At 59.1% G+C, this 21,855-nt stretch carries 16 protein-coding genes and 1 tRNA gene; 11 read left to right on the forward strand and 6 right to left on the reverse strand.

Features of this window, described 5'->3' with window-relative positions; genetic code table 11:
* Positions 1 to 201 precede the first annotated feature (201 nt).
* The 8 genes from KG007_RS03300 (at position 202) to trpA (ending at position 12,147) form a co-directional block, all read left to right on the forward strand.
* Positions 202 to 5,475, forward strand: coding sequence for an alpha-2-macroglobulin family protein (locus KG007_RS03300; protein WP_213347370.1), 5,274 nt, complete (start codon positions 202 to 204; stop codon positions 5,473 to 5,475).
* A gap of 233 nt (positions 5,476 to 5,708) precedes the next feature.
* On the forward strand, positions 5,709 to 6,911 hold the full coding sequence (gene trpB, locus KG007_RS03305; RefSeq protein ID WP_213347371.1) for a tryptophan synthase subunit beta: 1,203 nt from the start codon (positions 5,709 to 5,711) through the stop codon (positions 6,909 to 6,911).
* A gap of 22 nt (positions 6,912 to 6,933) precedes the next feature.
* Complete coding sequence (locus KG007_RS03310; protein ID WP_213347372.1) at positions 6,934 to 8,334, forward strand: anthranilate synthase component I family protein; 1,401 nt, start codon at positions 6,934 to 6,936, stop codon at positions 8,332 to 8,334.
* A 20-nt stretch (positions 8,335 to 8,354) separates the two neighbouring features.
* Entirely contained in the window at positions 8,355 to 8,927 is a 573-nt protein-coding gene (locus KG007_RS03315; RefSeq protein WP_213347373.1) for an anthranilate synthase component II, read from the forward strand.
* 13 nt (positions 8,928 to 8,940) lie between these two features.
* Positions 8,941 to 9,936, forward strand: coding sequence for an anthranilate phosphoribosyltransferase (trpD, locus tag KG007_RS03320; protein WP_195461923.1), 996 nt, complete (start codon positions 8,941 to 8,943; stop codon positions 9,934 to 9,936).
* A gap of 5 nt (positions 9,937 to 9,941) precedes the next feature.
* On the forward strand, positions 9,942 to 10,757 hold the full coding sequence (gene trpC, locus KG007_RS03325) for an indole-3-glycerol phosphate synthase TrpC (protein WP_195461922.1): 816 nt from the start codon (positions 9,942 to 9,944) through the stop codon (positions 10,755 to 10,757).
* Positions 10,754 to 11,377, forward strand: coding sequence for a phosphoribosylanthranilate isomerase (locus KG007_RS03330; protein WP_213347374.1), 624 nt, complete (start codon positions 10,754 to 10,756; stop codon positions 11,375 to 11,377). The genes trpC and KG007_RS03330 overlap by 4 nt, the downstream gene beginning before the upstream one ends.
* Positions 11,374 to 12,147, forward strand: coding sequence for a tryptophan synthase subunit alpha (gene trpA / locus KG007_RS03335; protein ID WP_213347375.1), 774 nt, complete (start codon positions 11,374 to 11,376; stop codon positions 12,145 to 12,147). The genes KG007_RS03330 and trpA overlap by 4 nt, the downstream gene beginning before the upstream one ends.
* Positions 12,148 to 12,215: 68 nt before the next feature.
* Here trpA and KG007_RS03340 read toward each other — a convergent pair whose 3' ends face one another.
* The 4 genes from KG007_RS03340 to KG007_RS03355 all read right to left on the reverse strand — a co-directional run bounded on the left by KG007_RS03340 (position 12,216) and on the right by KG007_RS03355 (position 17,248).
* Entirely contained in the window at positions 12,216 to 13,793 is a 1,578-nt protein-coding gene (locus tag KG007_RS03340) for a beta-N-acetylhexosaminidase (protein WP_195461919.1), read from the reverse strand.
* Between the two features lie 17 nt (positions 13,794 to 13,810).
* On the reverse strand, positions 13,811 to 14,992 hold the full coding sequence (locus KG007_RS03345; RefSeq protein WP_213347376.1) for an FN3 domain-containing metallophosphoesterase family protein: 1,182 nt from the start codon (positions 14,990 to 14,992) through the stop codon (positions 13,811 to 13,813).
* 169 nt (positions 14,993 to 15,161) lie between these two features.
* Positions 15,162 to 16,634, reverse strand: coding sequence for a polysaccharide deacetylase family protein (locus KG007_RS03350; protein ID WP_213347377.1), 1,473 nt, complete (start codon positions 16,632 to 16,634; stop codon positions 15,162 to 15,164).
* A 29-nt stretch (positions 16,635 to 16,663) separates the two neighbouring features.
* A complete protein-coding gene (locus KG007_RS03355) occupies positions 16,664 to 17,248 on the reverse strand; it encodes a flavin reductase family protein (RefSeq protein WP_195461917.1) in 585 nt (194 codons plus the stop codon).
* Between the two features lie 300 nt (positions 17,249 to 17,548).
* Here KG007_RS03355 and KG007_RS03360 point away from each other — a divergent pair, with 300 nt between their 5' ends.
* Together KG007_RS03360 and hpf are read left to right on the forward strand one after the other, a co-directional pair.
* Positions 17,549 to 18,451: a tyrosine-type recombinase/integrase gene (locus KG007_RS03360; protein WP_213347378.1), complete on the forward strand. Its 903-nt coding sequence runs from the start codon at positions 17,549 to 17,551 to the stop codon at positions 18,449 to 18,451.
* Between the two features lie 24 nt (positions 18,452 to 18,475).
* Positions 18,476 to 18,772 carry a ribosome hibernation-promoting factor, HPF/YfiA family gene (gene hpf / locus KG007_RS03365; RefSeq protein WP_195461915.1) on the forward strand — a complete coding sequence of 99 codons (297 nt, stop codon included), beginning with the start codon at positions 18,476 to 18,478 and terminating at the stop codon, positions 18,770 to 18,772.
* Between the two features lie 174 nt (positions 18,773 to 18,946).
* Here the strand turns inward: hpf and KG007_RS03370 are convergent, their stop codons facing one another.
* Positions 18,947 to 20,533, reverse strand: a complete 1,587-nt coding sequence (locus tag KG007_RS03370) for a PCMD domain-containing protein (RefSeq protein WP_213347379.1) — start codon at positions 20,531 to 20,533, stop codon at positions 18,947 to 18,949.
* Between the two features lie 223 nt (positions 20,534 to 20,756).
* Positions 20,757 to 20,828: transfer RNA gene (locus KG007_RS03375), tRNA-Glu, on the reverse strand.
* A 139-nt stretch (positions 20,829 to 20,967) separates the two neighbouring features.
* Here KG007_RS03375 and KG007_RS03380 point away from each other — a divergent pair.
* The gene (locus KG007_RS03380) at positions 20,968 to 21,717 is read left to right on the forward strand and encodes an RsiV family protein (protein WP_213347380.1); all 750 of its coding nucleotides are present in this window, start codon (positions 20,968 to 20,970) and stop codon (positions 21,715 to 21,717) included.
* Positions 21,718 to 21,855: the final 138 nt, after the last annotated feature.

The following is a 21,855-nucleotide window of genomic DNA, read 5'->3' on the forward strand; positions in this document are numbered from 1 at the left end:
GGATAGTAACGTAACTCCGGTTTCAGTTGGCTTTTTGGCGGTTTCGCTTGGCTTCATCCTTGCAGTCCGTTTTCCTCTAAACCCCTTATTTACAACCTTCTTGCGCTCATCTGCTCATTCTCTCATTTTTTATTCTTATCTTTGGAGGAGATATGCACACCTCCGTCGTATCGTTGACAAAGTTATCTAAAAATCTTCACCATGAAAGCAATTCGCGCCGCATTATTTGCCGCCACCGTCCTGCTGCTCGCCTCGTGCGGCCACCGGCCGAGCGACATCATCGAATCGTCGACCAATGGTTTGTCGGGCGTCAAGATGCCGCTCCAGGTGACATTCCGCGAGGATGTCGAACTGACGAAAGACGATCTCGGGAACGCCGTTTCGTCCTCCCCTTCCGCCGATTTCGACGTTTCCCGCCTGGGAATGCGGATGCTGCGCATTGTCCCGAAATCGCCCCTGAAAAGCGATATCCGCTACAAGATATCCCTCGATGCATCGAAACTCACCGACGGAAAATTCAAGGGCTCCGCGGAATTCGAATTCTCGACGCCGAAACTGCGGTTTTCCTGCGACGACTATTGGTTGCAGCTCAGCGAAGACATGCTCTCCTACACGCTGGTGGGCGAACTCACCGCCTCCGACTATGCGGACAGCGACTACGTGGAACGGAATTTCAACATCAAGGGCGCCCAGGGGACCTCGACGACGTGGGAACACTCGCAGGACGGCCTCACGCACCGCTACACGGTCGAGAACATCGCGCCCCGCAGCGACGAAAGCTATACGCTGACGCTCGGATTCGATTACGCAGAGCAGAAGACCCTCGAGGTCGAGGTTCCCAAAAAGGACGACTATGTCGTTATGGACCACACCGTCATCGAGGAGCCGCTGGCCATCGTCGTCACCTTCTCCGAGCCCCTCAAACCCAACCAGGATTTCAAAAACCTGATCCGGTTCGAATCGAAATTCCGGACTTCGGTCGACAAGAACCGGCTCTATATCTACCCCGAAGCACGCCTCACGGGCAACTACGAGGTTGAAATCAGCCGGGAGGTGCAGAGCAAATCGGGGCGGCGGCTCGAAGAGCGTTTCGCCTTTGAGGCGACGCTGCCTTCGCAGACTCCCTCGATCCGTTTCACGGGCAAAGGCTCCATCCTGCCCTCGTCCAACCGCATGAGCCTGTTGTTCGAATCGGTGAACTATGCGAAAGCGCGCGTACGCGTACGAAAGATATTCGCCAGCAACCTGCTCCAATTCTTCCAGCGAAACTACTACGGCGACTCCGATTTTTCGGACATGGAATATGTATCCCGCATCGTCCGCGACACGACCATCGACCTCGGAGGCAAATCGTCGACGCGGCTCGACCGGACCAACACCTACTCGCTCGACCTCAGCCGCCTGATCACCGACAGCCGGAAGTCGATGTACATGCTTGAAATCAGGGGTGTCGATCCGCTGATCCCCGTCGACGACGACTATGATTACGACTACTATTTCGGCGATTACCGGACCTACTCCGAGCGGTCGAAGATCGTCCTTCAGTCCGACATCGGCATCATCTGCAAAAGCAACGGCGACGAGGAACTGATCGTCTACACGACCGACCTGGTTTCGGCACGCCCGAAAAGCAACTGCAAGGTCCGCGTTTACGACCGCCAGAACCAGCCGTTGGCCGAAGCGACCACCGACTCCGAAGGACGGGCCGCATTGAAGTGCAGGCAAGCCCCCTACATGATCCTGGCCGAAGCCGGCGACGATGTCGCATTCGTCAGGGCCGAGCAGGGTGCGGCGCTCTCGCTGAGCAATTTCGACGTAGGCGGCACGACCGATGCCAAAGGCATAAAAGGCTATCTGTTCGGCGAACGCGGCGTCTGGCGCCCGGGCGACGAAATCTACCTCACGCTGATCGTCACGGCGGACAATCCGCTGCCGGAGAACCATCCGGCGTCGCTGGAGTTCTACAACCCCAACGGCCAACTGGTGCAGTCGCTGGTCAGCAACAACTCCTCGGACGGCATCCACACCTTCAGATTGCAGACGACGCCCGCCTCGCCCACCGGCATCTGGCGCGCCAAGGCGAACTTCGGCGGAGCCACTTTCGAAAAGAACATCCGGGTAGACGCCGTCAAACCCAACCGGATGAAGATCGAAATGCACCTCGGCGACGGACAGACGATCGACGCCGGAAACTTCACCGGCCGCCTGACCGCCCGCTGGCTCCACGGGGCCCCGGCCGCCGGAGCCAAAGTCACGCTCCAGGCCCAACTGACCCAAATCCCGACACGCTTCAAGGGCTATGCCGATTATTCGTTCGACGATGCGACAAAGGAATTCGACCCCGAAGAGCGCGAGATCGCATCGGGCACGACCAACGAACAGGGTTCACTGCAACTGACTACCGACCAGCTCTCGTCGCTGGAGGGACTGAGTCCGGGCCTGCTGAGCGGCAAATTCACCGTCAAGGTCTTCGAAAAGAGCGGCGATTTCAGTGTCGATCAACAAATTACGACCGTCTCGCCCTACGACGCCTATTTCGGAATCGCCGTAACCGAACAGCAAAGCGAATGGGGCGACGAATACCTTGACAGCAAACGCGACCATGCCTTGAAAATCGCACTCGTCGACGCCAAGGGCCGCCCCGTAACCAGCTCGGAAGAGGTGACCGTATCGGTTTATAAAATCACCTCCTACTGGTGGTGGGACGCCTCGTCGGCCACCTCCCAGGCCCGTTATGCCAAGAGTGCGCTCAATGCCAACTACAAAACCCTCCAAACCACCCTTTCGGGCGGCAAAGGGCAGGTCACGATGCGCTGGAGCGCAGGCGACTATGGTTATTATCTGATCCGCGTCACAGGCGCCCGGCAGGCGCATTCGGCGACGCGCATCGTCTGCGTATCGTCGTCCGACTACCGGGGCGATGTCTCCTCGGTGACGGATGCCGCCACACGGCTCGCCATTGCCAAAGACAAGGATAAATACGTCCCGGGCGACAAGGCGAAGATCACCATTCCCTCCTCCCCGGGCGCACGGGCCCTGGTAAGCGTCGAGAGCGGCAACTTCGTCCGCGAAAGCTACTGGATCGACTGCACCGCCAAGCAGACCTCCTTCGAAATACCGGTCAAAGAGGGCATGGCCCCGAACGTCTACGTATCGGTAACCCTCGTCCAGCCCCACAACAACACGCTCAACGACGCGCCGATCAGGCTGTTCGGCGTACTGAGACTCCCGGTCGAGGATGCCGGCACGCGCCTCACGCCCGTCATCGAAATGCCCGAATCGGTGAAACCCGAATCGGAGATCACGATCAAGGTCCGCGAGCAGAACGGCAAACGGATGAGCTACGTGCTGGCGCTGGTCGACGAAGGCCTGCTGGGGCTCACGCGCTTCAAAACACCCGATCCATACCTCTATTTCAATGCGACCGAGGCGCTGGGCGTCCGCACCTGGGACCTGTTCGACTATGTCATCGGCGCTTACGGCGGCCGCATCGAGCAGTTGTTCGCCATCGGCGGCGACGCGGAGCAGCCGAACACCGGGGCGCTGCGGGCACAGCGGTTCAAACCCGTCGTGCGTTTTATCGATGCGCAGAAACTGGGCGCCGGAAAAACGAACACCCACAAAATCACGCTGCCGCCCTATTTCGGGTCGGTACGCGTGATGGTCGTCGCCTCGAACGGCCATGCCTTCGGCTCCTCGGGGAAAGAAGTCGCCGTGAAAAAACCGCTCCTGGTGCAGGCGACCCTGCCCCGCGTAGTATCTACGGACGAGGAGATCGAACTGCCCGTCACGGTCTTCGCCCTTGAAAACGGGGTCGGCAAGACCGATATAAAGGTCACCGCCAACGAGTCGTTCACCATCGTCGGCCCGCAAAGCAAAAGCATCGCCCTCAGCGGCGAAGGCGAACAGGTCGTCGCCTTCCGGCTGAAGGCAGGCAAGCAGACCGGAATCGGAAAGGTCCGCGTCACGGCATCGTCGTCGGGCGACAGTTCCGTCTCGGAGATCGAACTCGACGTGCGGGAACCGAATCCCTACGTAACGACTTCCGAGGACCGCATTCTCCAGACGGGCCAGACGGCTGCGGTCAAACCCCTGAAAGCCACCGGATCGGCCAAGCTGGAACTCTCGTCGATACCTCCGATCGACCTCTCCCGCCGCCTCGAATACCTCGTGCGCTACCCCCACGGCTGTATCGAACAGATCACTTCGGGAGCCTTCCCGCAGCTTTACCTCCCGGCCATCGTGGAGTGCGACAACCAGATGTTGCAGGACATCGACCGCAATATCAAGAGCGTCCTGCCGCGGCTGGGAGGCTACCAGTTGTCCAACGGTGCATTCGCTTACTGGAGCGGCGGAACTTCGCCTTCGGAGTGGGGCACGGTCTACGCAGTCCATTTCATGACCGAGGCTGCGAAATACGGCTATGCCGTAGACCGTACGATCTTCGACCGGGCGCTCAAATACCTGCGCAACAACACTTTCGACAACCCGCTGACACAGGCTTACGCCCAGTATGTCCTCGCACTCGGCGGCTCTCCCGACCGCGGCGGCATGAACCGGCTCCGCGAGAAATCGGCGCAGGCGGGTAACGACGTGAAATGGATGCTGGCCGCAGCCTACGCCCTCGACGGCAACCGGAAGGTCGCCGAAGAGTTGATCGGCCAGGCCGCAAATACGGCGGGCCAGAAGGTCAATCCCTACGACGGAACCTATAACAGTTCCGAACGGCAGATGGCAATCGTCCTGATGACGCAAACGCTGCTCGGACACCGCGAAGAGGCGTTCCGCACGGCCATGCGGATGTCCGACATCCTGAAAAAAGACAAATGGCTGAGCACCCAGTCGACGGCATGGATGCTCAATACGCTGGCGAACTTCGCCTCCACGGGACAAACGGGCATCGACGCCAAAGTCGGCCGGGAAGAGCTCCGGACTGCCAAATCGATCGTCAGCATGCCCCTCACCGCCGAGACCGAAGTGAAGAACAACGGCACAGGCAGCCTCTATGCGGTCGTGAGCCAGAGCTACACGCCGGGCAAGGGCGAAGAGACCGAAGCCGCGAACGGCATCCGGATCGATGTCCGGTACAAGGACATGAACGGCGCCGCGATGGACCCGCGGTCGATTCCCGTATCGACGGACTTCTACGCCGTCGTGACCGTCACGAACACCAGCGGTTACGAGCGCTATGCCGACCTCGCCCTGACGCACATCGTCCCGGCGGGCTGGGAGATCACCTCCGAACGCGACCTCACGTCGGTCACCTACCAGGATATCCGCGACGACCGGGTGCTGAGTTATTTCGACCTTCGCAGCGGCGAGAGCAAGGAAATTCCCATCAAGCTCACCGCTACTTACAAGGGTCGCTACTACCTGCCCTCGATCTACTGCGAGGCGATGTACGACAACTCGGTGAGGGCGCTCAAAAAAGGCGAATGGATCGAAGTCGTGGAGACGGCCCCGGCTGCAAAATGAAAAAAAGACGATTTTATTTGATTTTTCCCACAAAGTCCCTATATTTGCAAACAATGAATCCGATTATGAAAAGTTTTTCGATCAATAACGCATGGTGGTGGCGCTTACAATTTTCCGTTGTGAGTGACTTGCCGCGTGTAGTTGTTGAACGATAAATCAGCGATAAATTCGAAAAGGCCTGTTGTACTCACAACAGGCCTTTTTTCATGTGCAATATTCTAAAATCAGAAAATATGAATTACCAGGTTAATGAGAAAGGTTATTACGGACGCTTCGGGGGCGCATACATTCCCGAAATCCTGCACAAATGCGTCGAGGAGTTGCAGCAGAACTACCTGCGGGTGATCGAAAGCGAATCGTTCCGCGAAGAGTACCGCACGCTGCTGCGCGACTACGTGGGCCGGCCCTCGCCGCTTTACTTCGCCCGCCGGCTGAGCGAGCGCTACGGCTGCCGCATCTACCTCAAGCGCGAGGACCTCAACCATACCGGCGCCCACAAAATCAACAACACCATCGGTCAGATACTGATCGCCCGGCAGATGGGCAAGACCCGCATCATCGCCGAGACGGGAGCCGGACAGCACGGCGTCGCCACGGCTACGGTCTGCGCGCTGATGAACATGCCGTGCGTGGTCTACATGGGCCGTACCGACGTGGAACGCCAGCAGGCCAACGTCCGGAAAATGGAGATGTTAGGCGCGACGGTCATCCCCGTTACTTCGGGCAACATGACCCTGAAGGACGCCACCAACGAAGCCATCCGCGACTGGTGCTGCCACCCCGCCGACACGTTCTACATCATCGGCTCGACGGTGGGTCCCCACCCCTACCCCGATATGGTGGCACGCCTGCAGTCGGTCATCAGCGAGGAGATCCGCGTGCAGCTGCAGGAAAAGGAGGGCCGCGACTACCCCGACTACCTGATGGCCTGCGTCGGCGGCGGCAGCAACGCCGCAGGAACCGTCTACCACTACCTCGGCGACGAGCGCGTACGGATCGTGCTGGCCGAAGCCGGGGGCGAAGGCCTCCTTTCGGGGCGGAGCGCGGCGACGATCCAACTGGGGCGCGAGGGAATCATCCACGGCGCACGCACACTGGTCATGCAGACCCCCGACGGACAGATCGAAGAGCCTTACTCGATCTCCGCCGGCCTCGATTATCCCGGCATCGGGCCGATGCACGCCAACCTCTCGCAGACGGGACGCGCGAAGGTGCTCTCCGTCGACGACGACGAAGCGCTGCGCGGGGCATTCCTACTCACACGCCTCGAAGGCATCATTCCCGCCCTCGAAAGCGCCCATGCCCTCGGCGCACTGCCTAAAATGGAGTTCCGTCCTTCGGACGTAGTGGTGCTGACCGTCTCGGGCCGCGGCGACAAGGATATGGAGACCTACCTCGCAAACATAGACCGTCCGGAAATCGCCGGCAATTTGTAAAATCCGAAAAACAGCCATCACGATGTATCAATTCACAACGGCAAGCAAAAAACTGCTCGGAGACCTCCATACCCCCGTTAGCCTCTACCTCAAACTCCGCGACGTATACCCGCAGTCGGCCCTGCTCGAAAGTTCCGACTACCACGGCAACGAAAACAGCCTTTCGTTCATCGCCCTGCGCCCCATCGCCCGCATCGGCGTCAACAACGGCGAAGCCGTCATGGATTTCCCCGACGGCCGGAGTTCGGCAAAACGCCTCGGCGGCGATTACACCACGGCGGATGCGCTGAAAGAGTTCCTCGCCGGCTTCCGCATCACGGGCGACGGCAGCGAACACTGCGGACTGTTCGGCTACACGGCGTTCGACGCAGTCCGCTACTTCGAAAACATCCCCGTCAAAGAGTACCACCACCAGGATTCCGACGCCCCCGACATCTGCTATATACTCTATAAATACCTGCTGGTTTTCAACCATTTCAAAAACGAGCTGTCGATCATCGAGTTGTGCGCCGACGGCGAGCAGGACCACCTGCGCGAGGTCGAAACGCTGATCGAAGACCGCAATTTCGCCTCGTACAATTTCCGCACGACAGGCGAGCGCCGCTCGAACCTTACCGACGAAGCCTACAAGGCAATGGTGCGCGAAGGCGTACGGCACTGCCTGCGGGGCGACGTGTTCCAGATCGTGCTGAGCCGCCGCTTCGAACAGCCTTTCCAGGGCGACGATTTCAAGGTCTACCGTGCACTGCGGAGCATCAACCCCTCGCCCTATCTTTTCTATTTCGATTTCGGAGGCTTCCGCATCTTCGGTTCGTCACCCGAAACACACTGCAAAATCGAAAACGGCCGCGCCACGATCGACCCCATCGCAGGCACGGCCTTCCGGACCGGCAATTCGGCCTTCGACCGTGAACGGACCGAACGGCTCCTGGCCGACCCCAAGGAGAACGCCGAACACGTCATGCTGGTCGACCTGGCACGCAACGACCTGAGCCGCAACGCCCACCATGTGAAAGTAGACTTCTACCGCGACGTACAGTATTACAGCCACGTCATCCACCTCGTCTCGCGCGTCAGCGGCGAGATCGACGCCGACAGCGACTCCATCCGGACCTTCATCGACACCTTCCCGGCCGGCACGCTGAGCGGCGCCCCCAAGGTACGCGCCATGCAGCTCATCTCGGAAATCGAGCCTCAGAACCGCGGCGTTTACGGCGGATGTATCGGCTTCATCGGCCTCGACGGCGACCTCAACCAAGCCATCGCCATCCGCACCTTCGTCAGCCGCAACAACACCCTCTACTACCAGGCCGGAGCGGGCATCGTCTCGAAAAGCGATCCCGAACGCGAATTGCAGGAGGTATCGAGCAAACTGGGAGCGCTGGACAAAGCCATCCGCGAGGCCGGGAAACTGATCAATTAACCGCTAAAAAAACCGAAACCATGAAATGTTTGCTTTTCGATAATTACGACTCGTTCACCTACAACCTGCGCCACATGCTGCTGGAACTGGGCCTCGAAGTCGACGTGCGCCGCAACGACCGCATCGCGCTGGACGAAGTCGCCGCCTACGACCGGATCGTGCTCTCGCCCGGCCCCGGCATCCCCTCCGAAGCAGGACTGCTCCTGCCGCTGATCGGGCGTTACGCCGCCGCCAAGCCGATACTGGGCATCTGCCTCGGCGAACAGGCCATCGGCGAAGCCTTCGGCGCAAAGCTGGAAAACCTCGCCGAAGTCCACCACGGCGTCTGCTCGGACATCCGTGTCGTGGCCGACGAGCCGCTTTTCGACGGACTGGGCTCAGGCTTCCGCGCCGGGCGTTACCACTCGTGGGTAGTCTCGGCCGAAGGGCTCCCCGACTGCCTGGAGATCACGGCGACCGACCGCAACGGCCTCATCATGGGCCTGCGGCACAAAACCCACAACCTGCGGGGCATTCAGTTCCACCCCGAATCGGTCCTTACGCCGCAGGGCAAAACCATTCTCGCGAACTGGATCACGAAATGCAACCGATAAACGCGCATAAGCTATGAAAGATTTACTATACCGCCTCTTCGAACACCAGTACATGGGCCGCTCGGAGGCACAACAGGTACTGGCAGGCATCGCCGCCGGGAACTACAACCCCGAACAGGTATCGGCACTGATCACCGTCTTCCTCATGCGCAGCATCTCGGTCGAAGAACTGGCCGGATTCCGCGATGCACTGCTCGAAATGCGCCGTCCGGCAGACCTCTCGGAGTACGAACCCATCGACATCGTCGGCACGGGCGGCGACGGCAAGAATACCTTCAACGTCAGCACCGCGGCCAGTTTCGTGGTAGCGGGCGCAGGCTACAACGTCGTCAAGCACGGCAACTACGGCGCCACCTCCGTGAGCGGCGCAAGCAACGTCATCGAACGCCACGGCGTGCGGTTCACCGACGACCGCGACCGCCTGCGGGCTTCGCTCGACGCATGCGGCATCGCCTACCTGCACGCCCCGCTGTTCAACCCCGCGATGAAAGCCGTGGCGCCGATCCGCAAGCACCTCGCCGTGCGCACGTTCTTCAACCTGCTGGGGCCGCTGGTGAATCCCGCACTGCCGAAATACCAACTGCTCGGCGTCTACAACCTCTCGCTGTTCCGCCTCTACAACTACGCCTACCAGTCGGGCGACACGCGCTTCGGCGTGGTTTACAGCATGGACGGCTACGACGAAATCTCGCTCACCTCGGAATTCAAGGTCGCAACGCCCGAAAAGGAGCAGGTTTTCACACCCGAACAGATCGGTCTCAACCGCTGCCGCCCCGAAGAGCTTTCGGGCGGCGATACCCCCGAAGAGGCTGCGCGCATCTTCGATGCCGTACTGCACAACACCGCAACTGCCGCCCAGCGCGACTGCGTCCTGGCCAACGCCGCTTTCGCCATCCGGGTGATCTGCCCCGACAAGGAGGTCGCGGAGTGCCTCGCCGAAGCACGCGAATCGCTCCTGGGCGGAAAAGCCGCGGCGGCGTTCCGGAAATTCGTGGAAATCAACAGCTAAAAGATATGGATATCCTGGAAACCATCACAGCCAACACGCGCCGGGAGGTCGCCTGGCAAAAACAGACGCTTCCCGTCGATGCGCTGCTCCGCCTCGGTTCGCCGTGGCTGGCCGAGGCGCCCCGCTCCATGCGCCGCGCACTGGCGGAATCCGAAACGGGCATCATCGCCGAATTCAAGCGCCGCTCCCCGTCGAAAGGGTGGCTGCACGAGGATGCAAAGATCGAAGCCGTCGTCCCGGCCTACGAAGCGGGAGGTGCTTCGGCCTGCTCGGTGCTGACCGACAGCGAGTTCTTCGGCGGTACGCTGGAGGATTTGCAGCAGGCCCGCCGCCTTGCGGCCCTGCCCCTGCTGCGCAAGGATTTTATCGTCGACGAATACCAGCTCTACCAAGCCCGCACGTCGGGAGCCTCGGCCGTACTGCTGATCGCCGCAGTGCTGTCGCCCGACGAGTGCCGCCGCCTGGCCCGCACGGCACATGAACTGGAACTCGAAGTACTGCTCGAAGTGCACACGCCCTCAGAGCTTTCCCAGCTGAACCAATACGTCGACATGCTGGGCGTGAACAACCGCGACCTCGGGACCTTCCATACCGACGTTGAAAATTCGCTGCGGATGATCGACCTGCTCCGGCGTGAAACCGGCGGCAGTGAAGGTCCGCTGCTGATCTCCGAAAGCGGCATTTCCGACCCGCAGACCGTCCTGCGCCTGCGCGAAGCGGGCTTCCGGGGATTCCTGATGGGCGAAGCCTTCATGAAAACCGGCGATCCGGGCCGCGCGCTGGCGGAGTTCGTCACACGGCTCAAAACCCCGCAGCCATGATCGTCAAGGTATGCGGGCTGCGCGAACCCGCCAACATCCGGGCTGTCGACCGGCTGCCGGTCGACCTCTGCGGCTTCATCTTCTACCCCCGTTCCCCGCGCTGCGTACCCGACGACGAACTCCATGCCGAAGCCGTGCGCAACTGCCGCAAACCGGCCGTCGGGGTCTTCGTCGACGCCCAGCCCCGAGAGATGCTCCGCACCGCCGAACGGTTCGGCCTCAGGTGGCTCCAACTCCACGGCGACGAATCGCCCGAGACCTGCGCGGCGTTACGGCAGCGGGGTTACGGCATCATCAAGGCCATCCGCATCGCGACGGCCGCCGACCTGGCAGCCGCCCGGGATTACGAAGGATGTGCCGACTACCTGCTGTTCGACACCCGGTGCGACGGTTACGGCGGTTCGGGACGGCGGTTCGACTGGACGGTACTCGACGCCTATACGGGCAACACGCCGTTCCTCGTGAGCGGCGGACTCGATGCGGAGTGCGCCGAAGCCGTGAAACACTTCGCCCATCCCCGGTTCGCAGGCGTAGACCTCAACAGCGGATTCGAAACGGCCCCGGCGGTGAAAGACGCCGTAAAACTCGAAAAATTCATTCCAAAAATCCAGCAATCATGAACAGAATCAACCAGCTATTCGTTTCCGGGAAGCGCGACATACTCTCCATCTATTTTTGCGCCGGGTATCCCGACCCGGACAACACCGCCGAAGTGATCCGCACGCTCGAACAGAACGGCGTCGGGATGATCGAAATCGGCATCCCCTTCAGCGACCCGATGGCCGACGGCCCGGTTATCCAGAACGCGGCCCAGCAGGCACTGCGCGGCGGCATGTCGCTCCGAAAACTCTTCGCCCAACTGGCGGACATCCGTCCCGGCGTGCGAATTCCGCTGCTGCTGATGGGCTACCTCAACCCGATCATGCAATACGGATTCGAGAACTTCTGCCGATCCTGCCGCGACTGCGGCATCGACGGCTGCATCATCCCCGACCTGCCGTTCGACGACTACCTCGCCGAGTTCAAGCCCGTCGCCGACCACTACGGCGTCAAAGTCGTCATGCTCATCACGCCCGAGACCTCCGAGGAGCGCATCCGCCAGATCGACGCCCACACCGACGGTTTCATCTATATGGTCTCCTCGGCATCGACGACCGGAGCCCAAAGTGCATTCGATGAACAGAAGCAGGCCTATTTCCGCCGCATCGACGCCATGTCACTGCGCAGTCCGCGCATGGTGGGATTCGGCATCAGCAACCGCGCAACCTTCCGGGCCGCGGCGGACAATGCCTCGGGCGGCATCATCGGCAGCCGGTTCGTCACCCTGCAAGGCGAAACCCCGACCCCGGAGGCAGCCATCAAAAAACTGCTGGAGGATCTGGAACGCTGATCCGATCCGAAAAAAACAGTCCCCGGAATGCCTGTGCATTCCGGGGACTGTTTTTGGAAACCGGACGGTTATTCGTCCTTGCCTTCGAAGAAATAGGTAGCGTAGTTCAGCCCCGCGGCATCGTAACACTTGCGCAAAGAGTTCATGCGGTGTTTGAAATCGTCGAAATCCTTGCGGTCGTAAGCCCAGCCGACCTCGGCGATAGCAGCCAGGCGCGGCAGCAGCATGTGTTTCAGATGCGGAAACGTGGCGATATACTCCGTCCACAGGTTGCCCTGCACACCGAGGATATAGGTGCGTTCCTCGGGCGTAAGCTGGTCGTAGGGATCGAGTTCATAAACCTTGCGCATCGGAACGTATCCGCCGATACCCATCGGCTCCTTTACAGGATCCTTCGTCTGGTAATAGTCGAGGTAACAATGGACATTCGGCGTCATAATAACATGATTGCCGGCCTTGGCCGCGGCGATACCGCCCTTCGAGCCGCGCCACGACATGACGGTCGCCGTCGGCGAAACGCCTCCTTCCAGGATTTCATCCCAGCCGACGATCTTCCGGCCGTGTTCGCGGAGCCACTTCTCCATGCGGCGCACCGTATAGCTCTGGAGTTCGAATTCGTCCTTCAGCCCTTCGGCCTTGATACGCTCCTGGCACAGCGGGCACTGTTTCCAACTGTCCTTCGGGCACTCGTCGCCGCCGATGTGGATAAACTCCGAGGGGAAGAGATCGAGCACCTCTGCAAAGACGTTCTGCAGGAACTCGAACGTTGTCTCCTTGCCCGGGCAAAAAACCTCCTTGCTGATACCCCAACGCTTGCGGACCTCATAACCCTCGCCCTTGCAGCCCAGCCACGGATAGGAGGTGAGCGCAGCGACGGCATGGCCCGGCAGTTCGATTTCGGGAATCACCGTGACGTAGCGGTCGGCGGCATATTTCACGATCTCGCGGATCTCCTTCTGTGTGTAATAACCGCCGTGGGGCGTCTTGTCGTACTCGTTCGAAGTGTGATGGTGGCCGACGAGCGTCTCTTTGCGCACCGATCCGACACGCGTCAGTTCGGGGTATTTCTTGATCTCGATACGCCAGCCCTGGTCATCGGTCAGATGCCAGTGGAACTTGTTGAGTTTGTGCATGGCGAGGATGTCGATATACTCTTTGACCTCGTCTACCGTCCAGAAGTGGCGGCAGGGATCGAGCATGCCCCCGCGGTGTCCGAAATAGGGTTTGTCCTCAACCGTTACGGCGGGCAGCACGCCCTGGCCGTCAACGATCAACTGGCGCAGGCTTTGCAGGCCGTAGAACACACCCTGCGGTGTACCGCCGTTCACCTCGACACCCGAAGGAGTCACCGTAAGTTTATAAGCCTCGGCTTCCAGCGAGCCGTCCACCGACAGGCGGATGTCACCCGCGGCGGCAGCCTTCATAACGCCGCCGAGGACAGGCTCAACCTCTTCGGCGAAAATCCGGGCCGAACGGCGCAGTTCGGCATCTTTTCCGACACCGATCTTCGTCGACGCGGTTACGGTAAAAGTTCCCTCGCCGGGCTTCACCGAGAGGGGTTTGGGAACGATGTTGGCCTCGGGTCCCGCTCCGAAGGCCGCGCACGACAAACCGACGGCGCACAGCGACAAAAAGAGTTTTTTCATTTGCATTCAGGTTATAGTTAAAATTGTCGTTTCAGCGGAAATTCGTGCACATGCGCGACCTTTTCGCGGAGACCTACAACCTGCACACGAATCAGGCTGTCCGCAACGTCGCAGCGCACATAGCTTTTGTTGTCGTTGACCACGATCGGGAACTGCGTACCCTGTTCCCCGGCCGGGCGGAACGAATAAGCGTGGTCGTGGCCGCAGAGCATCAGGTCGATCCCGGCCTCGTTGAGCACCGGCACGAAGAGTTCGTTGAGATGGACGCTCCCGTGCCACGCCTCCGCCATGGGCGGAATGTGGAGCAGGACGATCCGCGCCGATGCCGAAAGGAACTCGTCCGAGCGCACGGCCCTTTTCAGCCATTCGCATTCCTCGGTGCGGTAAGCGTCGTAGTCGGCCAGCCCGTTATACTCCGCATGGTCGTCGGGTTTGTCCTCCCCGCAGTCCAACAGCAGGATGCATACGTCGCCATAGCGGTAGATGCCGTAAAACCGTCCGTCCTGTCCGGGGAAATAGTCGCCGAGGCTGTCGGCAAAAACGCCGCGCGTCTCGTGGTTGCCGCGGGTGAACAGAATCGGGGTCCCGGTGGCGAAGAGCGACACCGAAGCGTCGAGGTATGCTTTGAAAAGCTGCTCCCCGCTCTCGACGCTGCTCGACATATCGCCGTTGAAGGCCACGAATCCCAGTTTCGAAAAATCCACGCTCTTGCAGAGCCGGGTCATGTAGTCGGCTTTGCCGTGGATGTCATTCAGCACGATAAACGAGCAGCCGGAACCCGCCTGCGGGAAGGTCCGAAATTCATAAGCCCGGCGGCGGGAAGCGTCGGCATCCAGGGTTTTTCCGTAGGTAACGTTGTTGACATCGGGCCACGACTGCACCTCCTGCGAAAAGATGCGGTAACGGTAATCGGTCCCGGGCTGCAACCCCCGGACCCGGACCGCATGCAGGGTCCTGCAAGCCAGTTTGCGGCCCGCGACGGTCTGGTAATACCGCGCCTGTCTCAAAGCAGGGGCGTTCAGGCTGTCGGCGGGCGACGCCTCGACCCACGAAAGCGCAGGCTTGCTGGTGGTCCAGACCACCGTCACCCCGTCGTGCGTCATGTCGCACAGGTAAGGACCATGTGTAACTCGAAGTTCCTGGGCGACAGCCGTCCATGCGAAGGCCACTCCCGCCAATACGAAAAGCAGTTTTTTCATTCTATTTTCAGTCGGTTGCCTTGTCCGGCAAATGGTTCGGAATCGCCCGCGATTCCTGAACCGGAAGTCATGTTACGAAGGTAGTGATTATTCCCCAAACTGCCGCATTAACGCCAAAAAAAGGAGGCAAATCGGTTTCGATTCGCCTCCTTTTTGTTGTTTTACAGGTTTACTTTATCCGCTTCAGGAGTTCCTGCTTGCGGTCGGACTCCTTGAGCATCGCCACGAAATAACGGGCATCGGCCCGGTTTGCCGCCGTCGGGTCGGCCTCGTAAACCTTCACAAAATGTTCGGCGTGTTCGGCCAGGGCATGCCGGCAGTCGATATTGATCGCCAGCACCTCGGTAGCATCCCCGGCCTTTTCGCCGGGTCCCCACGAAAGCCCCGTGACCGTTTCGCCGGACTCGACTGCCGTGCAGGCCGACGGATCGGCGCCCGAAACATTGAGCGTCAGCGACGGATAATAGAAATAGAGCCCGCCGGGCAGATCGACCGTCAGTGTCAGCGTATTTTCCGCGGCCCGGCACGTCACCTCCGCATGGCGGCGCAGGTAGTTGTATTCGAAATATTCCTCCGGCGCGGGCATCCACAGGCAATCCTCTCCGTCCTTACCGCAGGTATTGTTGAGCCACAGCAGCATTTCGGACCAGGAACGGTCGGTTCCGTGCGCCCCGATATTGACCGCCTCGCGTTCGGCGACAGGACGGGCCAACTGCGCCTCGATCACCCCCGGAATCGCCTTCGGCTGCCAGAATCCGCGCTCGAGGATTTTCTTCGTCAAATCGCCTTCCACGGCAAAGGGACGGAGTTTTTCGCCGCCCGACTGCACGAAAATAGTTTGAATCGGGTCATAGTCCTGCGCCGCAGTCACATAGGTCTTGTTGCCGTCGGGCTCGGCCAGCATCTTGCACCCGCGGCCCGAAAGGCGGTCGAGGATGATTTGCTGGGCGAGGCCGTAATGCTTCAGGATCGAGTCGGGCAGGTCGACCGACGGGGTGTTCATATCGTGGAAAGCGATGCCGACGCCATAGCTGAGCATTTCGGCCACGTCGCCCCACATCAGCCCCTTCTGCATGAAGAACCGGTAATAGTTATCCGTATATCCGGGCTTCACGGTCGCTTCGGCATCCATGTACTCCCATTCGGGGGAGATCGTGGTGGCGAAGGCGAAACGCACTTCGCGCCCCGTGCCGTCGGTCGAGCCGAGCGTCTTGCCGAAGCTGTACGTGTCGGGCGGCATGTCCCCGCCGCGCAGGTGCGCCGCCGTATAAAAATAGGTATCCGAAAGAGGCCGTCCGTTGATTGCAGCCCACGTCGTCGAGAAAGCGGCCTGCTTGCAGTCGTCCTGCGTCAGCAGCACCAGCAGCGACTTGTTGTATTTCAGGGGAGGAATCTCGATCTGCACGCCGGAAAGGTCGGTTCCGGGATCGAACGTCAGCGTAACTTCGGCCGTTACCCGGCGGGGTTCATCGCCGAACGGATAGATGTATTCGGCCGCAGGGGGGGGGTAATCGGGATTATCCGGACCTTCCGGTCCCTCGGGCTCCTCGCCTCCCGTTTTCGGCATTTTGATACAACCCGCCAACAACAGCGCGGCAGCCGAGGCGAATAGCACAAAAGATGGGATGAGCGCTTTTTTCATGAATACAAAGATAGCGAAAATCGGGAATATCAGCGTTTTTTCGCCGCCTTTTTCTTTTTGCGGACCGACCAGCCGAAATGCCCCAGCGCCTCGCCCAGCGCGAAATATTCGCCGTGGGAATAGACGATCGGATCGGCGCGTTCGAGGCAGAAACGGCCCGTCGCGGGGTCGATGTAGGCTTCGTCGGCCTGCACGCCGACCACCTCGGCCAGAAACATGTCGTGCGTCCCGAGCGGCAGCACCTGCGTCACGCGGCACTCGATATTGACGGGGGCCTCGGCAATGACGGGCGCAGCGACCTTTTCGGACGGAACAGGCGTCAGGCCCATCTCGCGAAATTTGTCGTAATCGCGCCCCGAGCGCACCCCGCACCAGTCCGCAGCACGCGCCAGGTCGCGCGTCGTAAGGTTGATGACAAATCCGCCCGCCCGGCTGATGATCGCATGGGAATGGCGTCCGGGCCGCACCGAGACATAGCACATCGGCGGGTCGGAACAGATCGTTCCGGTCCACGACACGGTCAGCATGTTATACTCTTCGGGCGTTGCACCACAGCTTACCAGCACCGCCGGCAGCGGATAAAGCACGGTCCCGGGTTTCCAATTCTGTTTCATAGTAAATTCTATTTGACAATCATAGACCTCCATATACCAGCCGCCGCCGAACGCCGTCCTTGCCGCCTGCGGCGTCATCTACCAATCCGCCCCACCCCGACCCTCCCTTAGGGAGGGAAGCAGCGGCCGCAGCTTCCGGTTCACACAGCCAAGTCTATGATCGCGTTTATTTTTCAGAACAAAGGTAACGGTTTTGGCAATGGGAACCAACACCGCCGCGGATCATTCTGCCGTATTACGGCCCGAAATTGAACAGAATTAATTCGACAACCTCAGCCATTTTTGCCTATATTTGTCAAAATGATTTCCGATTTCGTCCAATACCTCGAAGCCGAACGCCGCTACTCGCCGCTCACGGTCCGCAACTACCGCCACGACGTGGAGCAGTTCCTCGCATGGCTGGGAGTCACGGACGCGGATTTCGAGCCGCGGAGGATCACGACGGAGGATATCCGCGAGTGGATTCTCCACCGCACCGAGCAGGGCGGCGTGAGCGCGGCTTCGATGAACCGCGAGGTTTCGTCGCTGCGCGCGCTGTTCCGCTGGCTGCTCCGCACGGGAGCCGTCGACCGCGATGTCGTGCGTCCGATCTCCTCGCTGCGAACCTCACGCCGCCTGCCGGCATTCGTCCCCGAAAGCCGCATGAGCGGCATCGTCAGCGAATGCGAATGCGACAGCGAGGATTTCATCCGCGAACGCAATTCGCTGATCATACTGCTCTTCTATGCTTGCGGCCTGCGATTGGCCGAACTGGTCGGCATCGACCGCGGCGACTTCTCGGCAGACTTCACGTCGCTGCGCATCCGGGGCAAGGGAGACAAGGAGCGGATAGTCCCGATCCTCGAATTCGTACGCGAAAAGATTTTACATTACGCCGGGTTAATTGAGAGGCAAAATATTTGCATTTCATCGGAAAAAGCACTATTTTTAACACTCGAAGGAAAACGCATATCCCGGACGGCGGTATACCGTACAGTGCAGGAAGAATTGGGCAAAGCGGGCGTACAGGGCAAGAAAAGCCCCCATGTGCTGCGACACACATTCGCTACCCACCTGCTCAACGGCGGCGCCGATATGCGCGAAATACAGGAACTCCTCGGGCACGCCTCGCTGCAGGCCACACAGGTCTACACGCACAACAGCATCGCCAAGCTCCGGGAGATTTACGCGAAGGCCCATCCCCGCGAAAAGGGAGGCAAATGATTAACTTTTATAAACTGTAAGGCTATGAACGTACAGATTCAATCCGTGAAATTCGACGCCGACAAACGGCTCGTCGAATTCGTGAATGCCAAAATGGCGAAGTTGGACCGCTTTGCGGAGCGCGCAACCAGCGCCGAGGTCATTCTGAAACTCGATAAAGACCACGAAAAGGGAAATAAATTCGCAACGATCACGTTGCACATGCCCGGCGAAGACCTGGTGGCCTGCCACCAGTCGAAAGCCTTCGAGGAGTCGGTAGACGAAGCCATCGACGCACTGAAACGCCAGTTGGAGAAATTCAAGGCAAAATCGGAAAAATAAAACCCCACCAACCTTAATACCTTAACTAACCAACGCCGCTACGGCCGCCTTATCACAAGGCGGCCGTAGCATTTTTCGGGAGCAGGGCGAAGAAGGGAGAACCCGGAACCGATTAACCCAGCCTACTCACTGCCCTGCTCCCTGTGGGCATCGGTCCGGGTATGTTTTTTCAGATCAGTATACCCACTCGAAGTCGTCGACCTGCATTTCGTTCGTCGAACAGCCCGTCAGGTAATCGCCGCGTACGCTCGTAGCGCACGAAATCACCAGCGAGAATTTTTCCGGGGCAGGCTTGGCTACATTCTCCGCATACCAGTTGAACGGAAGCGTGGCCTCGACCCAACCGGCCGCAGTCTGGGTAATGATCAAATCCGCGTAACCCAGAATCGCGCCTTCATCAAGACTCTTCGTCGCTGCCGGGTCCCACATACCGGTGGGGGCCGTCATGCCCGAAGTTACACCGTGCTGTGCCGTCCAGTCGACGACAGCCGCGAAAATACGCGAGCGGTCGGGCTGATCCTTGTATTTATCCGCTTCCGGGTCGTTCGAACCCAGTTTATCGATCGTGCCGACCTTTGCCTTGTAGCGTACTTTCAGCGCACTCGGACGGGCCGTCCAGGTATAGGCTTTGCCGAAATTGACCGTACCGGAGAAGCCCGAATAATTGAAATCGCCGGTGAACATGTTTCCCGGGGCGAACACGAATCCCATAACCATCCGGGCCGAAAGAAGGGCCGTCCCGGCTTCCGTTTCGCTCTCCCGGCAAAGCGGCGTAAAAATCGTAGGCGCACCGCTTTCGTCATATTGTTCAAGGAATGCGTTGTTACCGCTGTCCCAGAGCTTCAGGCCTGCGGGATTGGGATAAGTGATCGGCCACTCCTTCTTGCTGTCGTCGATCCACATTCTTTTCGACCATCCCGACATGTCGCCGTTGGGAATCTTATCCCCGGCCGCCGTCGTAAACTCACCGCTGTCGAGCACCTTCTCGCCATCCAGCATACGGTATTCGTAGGTTGTGGCGGCAAAAATGCCCGTACCGGCCTTAATCGTATAAATATCGAGTTCCGCCTCGTTTTTCGACGCTTCATAAACCGGAGCGATATTGAAAACGGTCCCGTCCGCGGACACCGCATCGGTCCATGCCTCGGCATCCTTCACACGATACTGTACCTTTGCGCCTTCGGGCTGATTCTTCACCGTCAGCGTCGCCGTATTGGCCCACAGGTCGGCATCGTTATTATAAGTAATCGTTTGGGGACCCGACAGGTGGAATTTCAGGGTCTCGGTCGCCCGCTGCGCCTTGGCATCGGTTACCGTCAGCGTAAAGTCGTGATTCGAAGTCTGGTCGTAAAGCTGCGCGATCAGCGGAATCAGCGACGAGATATTGAACGTCAACGTCGTCTTACCCTTCACATCGTCGCCCACCGGGAAACCCAGTCCTTTCAGTCCGGCAGCCATCTGGCTCGTAGCCGGAGTCACCAGATTCATCTCCGCAGCGAGACCCAGGGCACTCAACTCCTCAGGAGTCAGGAACGGCGAATCGATACGGATCGTAAAATCGGCGACACCGCCCGGCGCAGCCACATTCACGACAACCGACATCCCCGACTCAATTTCGTGGGTAGCTTTGATGTCGCCGTCCTTAAGCGTTATCGTCGGTGCGGGGGGGGGAGTTTTTTCGTCCTCACCATCGTCCCCGCATGCTACGAAGAGCGACGCAGTCATGGCCATAGCCACAGTCATACACACTAATCTTTTCATGATCAAGCTAATTTAAATGAGAAATTCTGTTTGCTGTTGAAACAAAATTAGAACCCTGCCGCGACGACGACAAATAAATTCAACGGACACGGAAAGAATGATTATTAAAAGCCGCTTTTTCATCACGAAAAATCAGCGGACAGGCCAAATCCGCGAAACAGGGACTCCCATCTCTGCCGGATACAACAAAAAACGGCCGCACTTGCGTGCGGCCGTAGCTTCGTAGTGGATAGGGGATTCGAACCCCTATGTCGTGCGTGAGAGGCACGTATCCTAACCCTTAGATGAATCCACCGGTTTAGTTTTGTGGTGCAAAGATAACGCCTTCTTTCGAAACTCCAAAATTTTCCTGTAAAATATAGTTTTTTTTTCGTTTTTTGCCGCCGCAAATGCTTTTTACGCTATCTTTACATAGACACTGAAAAACATTTGCCATGAAATTCCGCACACTTACGGTCCTGGCCGTCGCTGCGACACTGACAGTCGGTTCCTGTACAAAACGTCCCATACAACCCCAATTCTCCGTTATAACCGCAGATACGCTGATCGACGGAAACAGTTTTACCTGCAAGATCGAATACCGCTTCGCCTCGATCGGCAACGCCCAGGCCTCCCCTGCCCTCGCAGCGATCGAGCAGGCGAACATCGGCCGTTTCTTCGAACTGGAAAACTTCGAGGGTACACCCCGGGAAGCCATCGAAGCTGCGGTCCGCCAGGCCGTGAATGACATGATGCCGCCCGAAAATACGCCTGAAATGTCGGAACACCGGTTGTGGGAAGGCGAAATCTCCGCCGAATCCGAAGGATCGGTCGTCGACACGCTCCTCTGCTACATCATCACACGTTCGAGTTACACAGGCGGCGCACACGGCATCTACGGCACGGAGTGTTACACCTACTCGCTGGCAGGCGGTTATGAGATTACAACGGCCGATCTGTTCACCGAAGCGCAACTGGAGCGGCTCAACGAGTTGATCCGCAAGGATATTTACGAACAATACGAAGCGAAGAATGATGACGAGCTGTCGGAAAAGGGATTTTTCCCGGAATACATTCGCGCAACGGAGAATTTCCGCGTCACGCCCGAAGGCATCACGTTCTACTACAATCCCTATGACATCGGATGTTACGCGCTCGGGGCCGTCGAAGTAGAGGTGAGCCGCGAAAAACTGGCCGAACTCTGACGCACCGTCCGGGCAAAAAAGAAAAAAGGTCCGAGTCTCACGACTAGGACCTTCTTTTTTGGCGGGGAACCACCCCCTCCAAAAATGAGGTTCAATCGGAGGTATTCGACCGCGAAACGAGTACCGTTTCTCTGGTCT

The sequence above is a fragment of the Alistipes montrealensis genome, assembly GCF_018362775.1.
Lineage (GTDB): Bacteria > Bacteroidota > Bacteroidia > Bacteroidales > Rikenellaceae > Alistipes > Alistipes montrealensis.

Excerpts from the sequence above, each read along its gene's own strand:
- KG007_RS03315 (WP_213347373.1), top strand. The coding sequence starts at position 8,355 with ATGAAATGTTTGCTTTTCGATAATTACGACTCGTTCACCTACAACCTG.
- KG007_RS03340 (WP_195461919.1), bottom strand. The coding sequence starts at position 13,793 with ATGAAAAAACTCTTTTTGTCGCTGTGCGCCGTCGGTTTGTCGTGCGCG.
- KG007_RS03370 (WP_213347379.1), bottom strand. The coding sequence starts at position 20,533 with ATGAAAAGATTAGTGTGTATGACTGTGGCTATGGCCATGACTGCGTCG.
- KG007_RS03300 (WP_213347370.1), top strand. The coding sequence starts at position 202 with ATGAAAGCAATTCGCGCCGCATTATTTGCCGCCACCGTCCTGCTGCTC.
- KG007_RS03310 (WP_213347372.1), top strand. The coding sequence starts at position 6,934 with ATGTATCAATTCACAACGGCAAGCAAAAAACTGCTCGGAGACCTCCAT.
- trpA (WP_213347375.1), top strand. The coding sequence starts at position 11,374 with ATGAACAGAATCAACCAGCTATTCGTTTCCGGGAAGCGCGACATACTC.
- KG007_RS03330 (WP_213347374.1), top strand. The coding sequence starts at position 10,754 with ATGATCGTCAAGGTATGCGGGCTGCGCGAACCCGCCAACATCCGGGCT.
- KG007_RS03380 (WP_213347380.1), top strand. The coding sequence starts at position 20,968 with ATGAAATTCCGCACACTTACGGTCCTGGCCGTCGCTGCGACACTGACA.
- KG007_RS03360 (WP_213347378.1), top strand. The coding sequence starts at position 17,549 with ATGATTTCCGATTTCGTCCAATACCTCGAAGCCGAACGCCGCTACTCG.
- trpB (WP_213347371.1), top strand. The coding sequence starts at position 5,709 with ATGAATTACCAGGTTAATGAGAAAGGTTATTACGGACGCTTCGGGGGC.
- trpC (WP_195461922.1), top strand. The coding sequence starts at position 9,942 with ATGGATATCCTGGAAACCATCACAGCCAACACGCGCCGGGAGGTCGCC.
- KG007_RS03355 (WP_195461917.1), bottom strand. The coding sequence starts at position 17,248 with ATGAAACAGAATTGGAAACCCGGGACCGTGCTTTATCCGCTGCCGGCG.
- KG007_RS03345 (WP_213347376.1), bottom strand. The coding sequence starts at position 14,992 with ATGAAAAAACTGCTTTTCGTATTGGCGGGAGTGGCCTTCGCATGGACG.
- hpf (WP_195461915.1), top strand. The coding sequence starts at position 18,476 with ATGAACGTACAGATTCAATCCGTGAAATTCGACGCCGACAAACGGCTC.
- trpD (WP_195461923.1), top strand. The coding sequence starts at position 8,941 with ATGAAAGATTTACTATACCGCCTCTTCGAACACCAGTACATGGGCCGC.
- KG007_RS03350 (WP_213347377.1), bottom strand. The coding sequence starts at position 16,634 with ATGAAAAAAGCGCTCATCCCATCTTTTGTGCTATTCGCCTCGGCTGCC.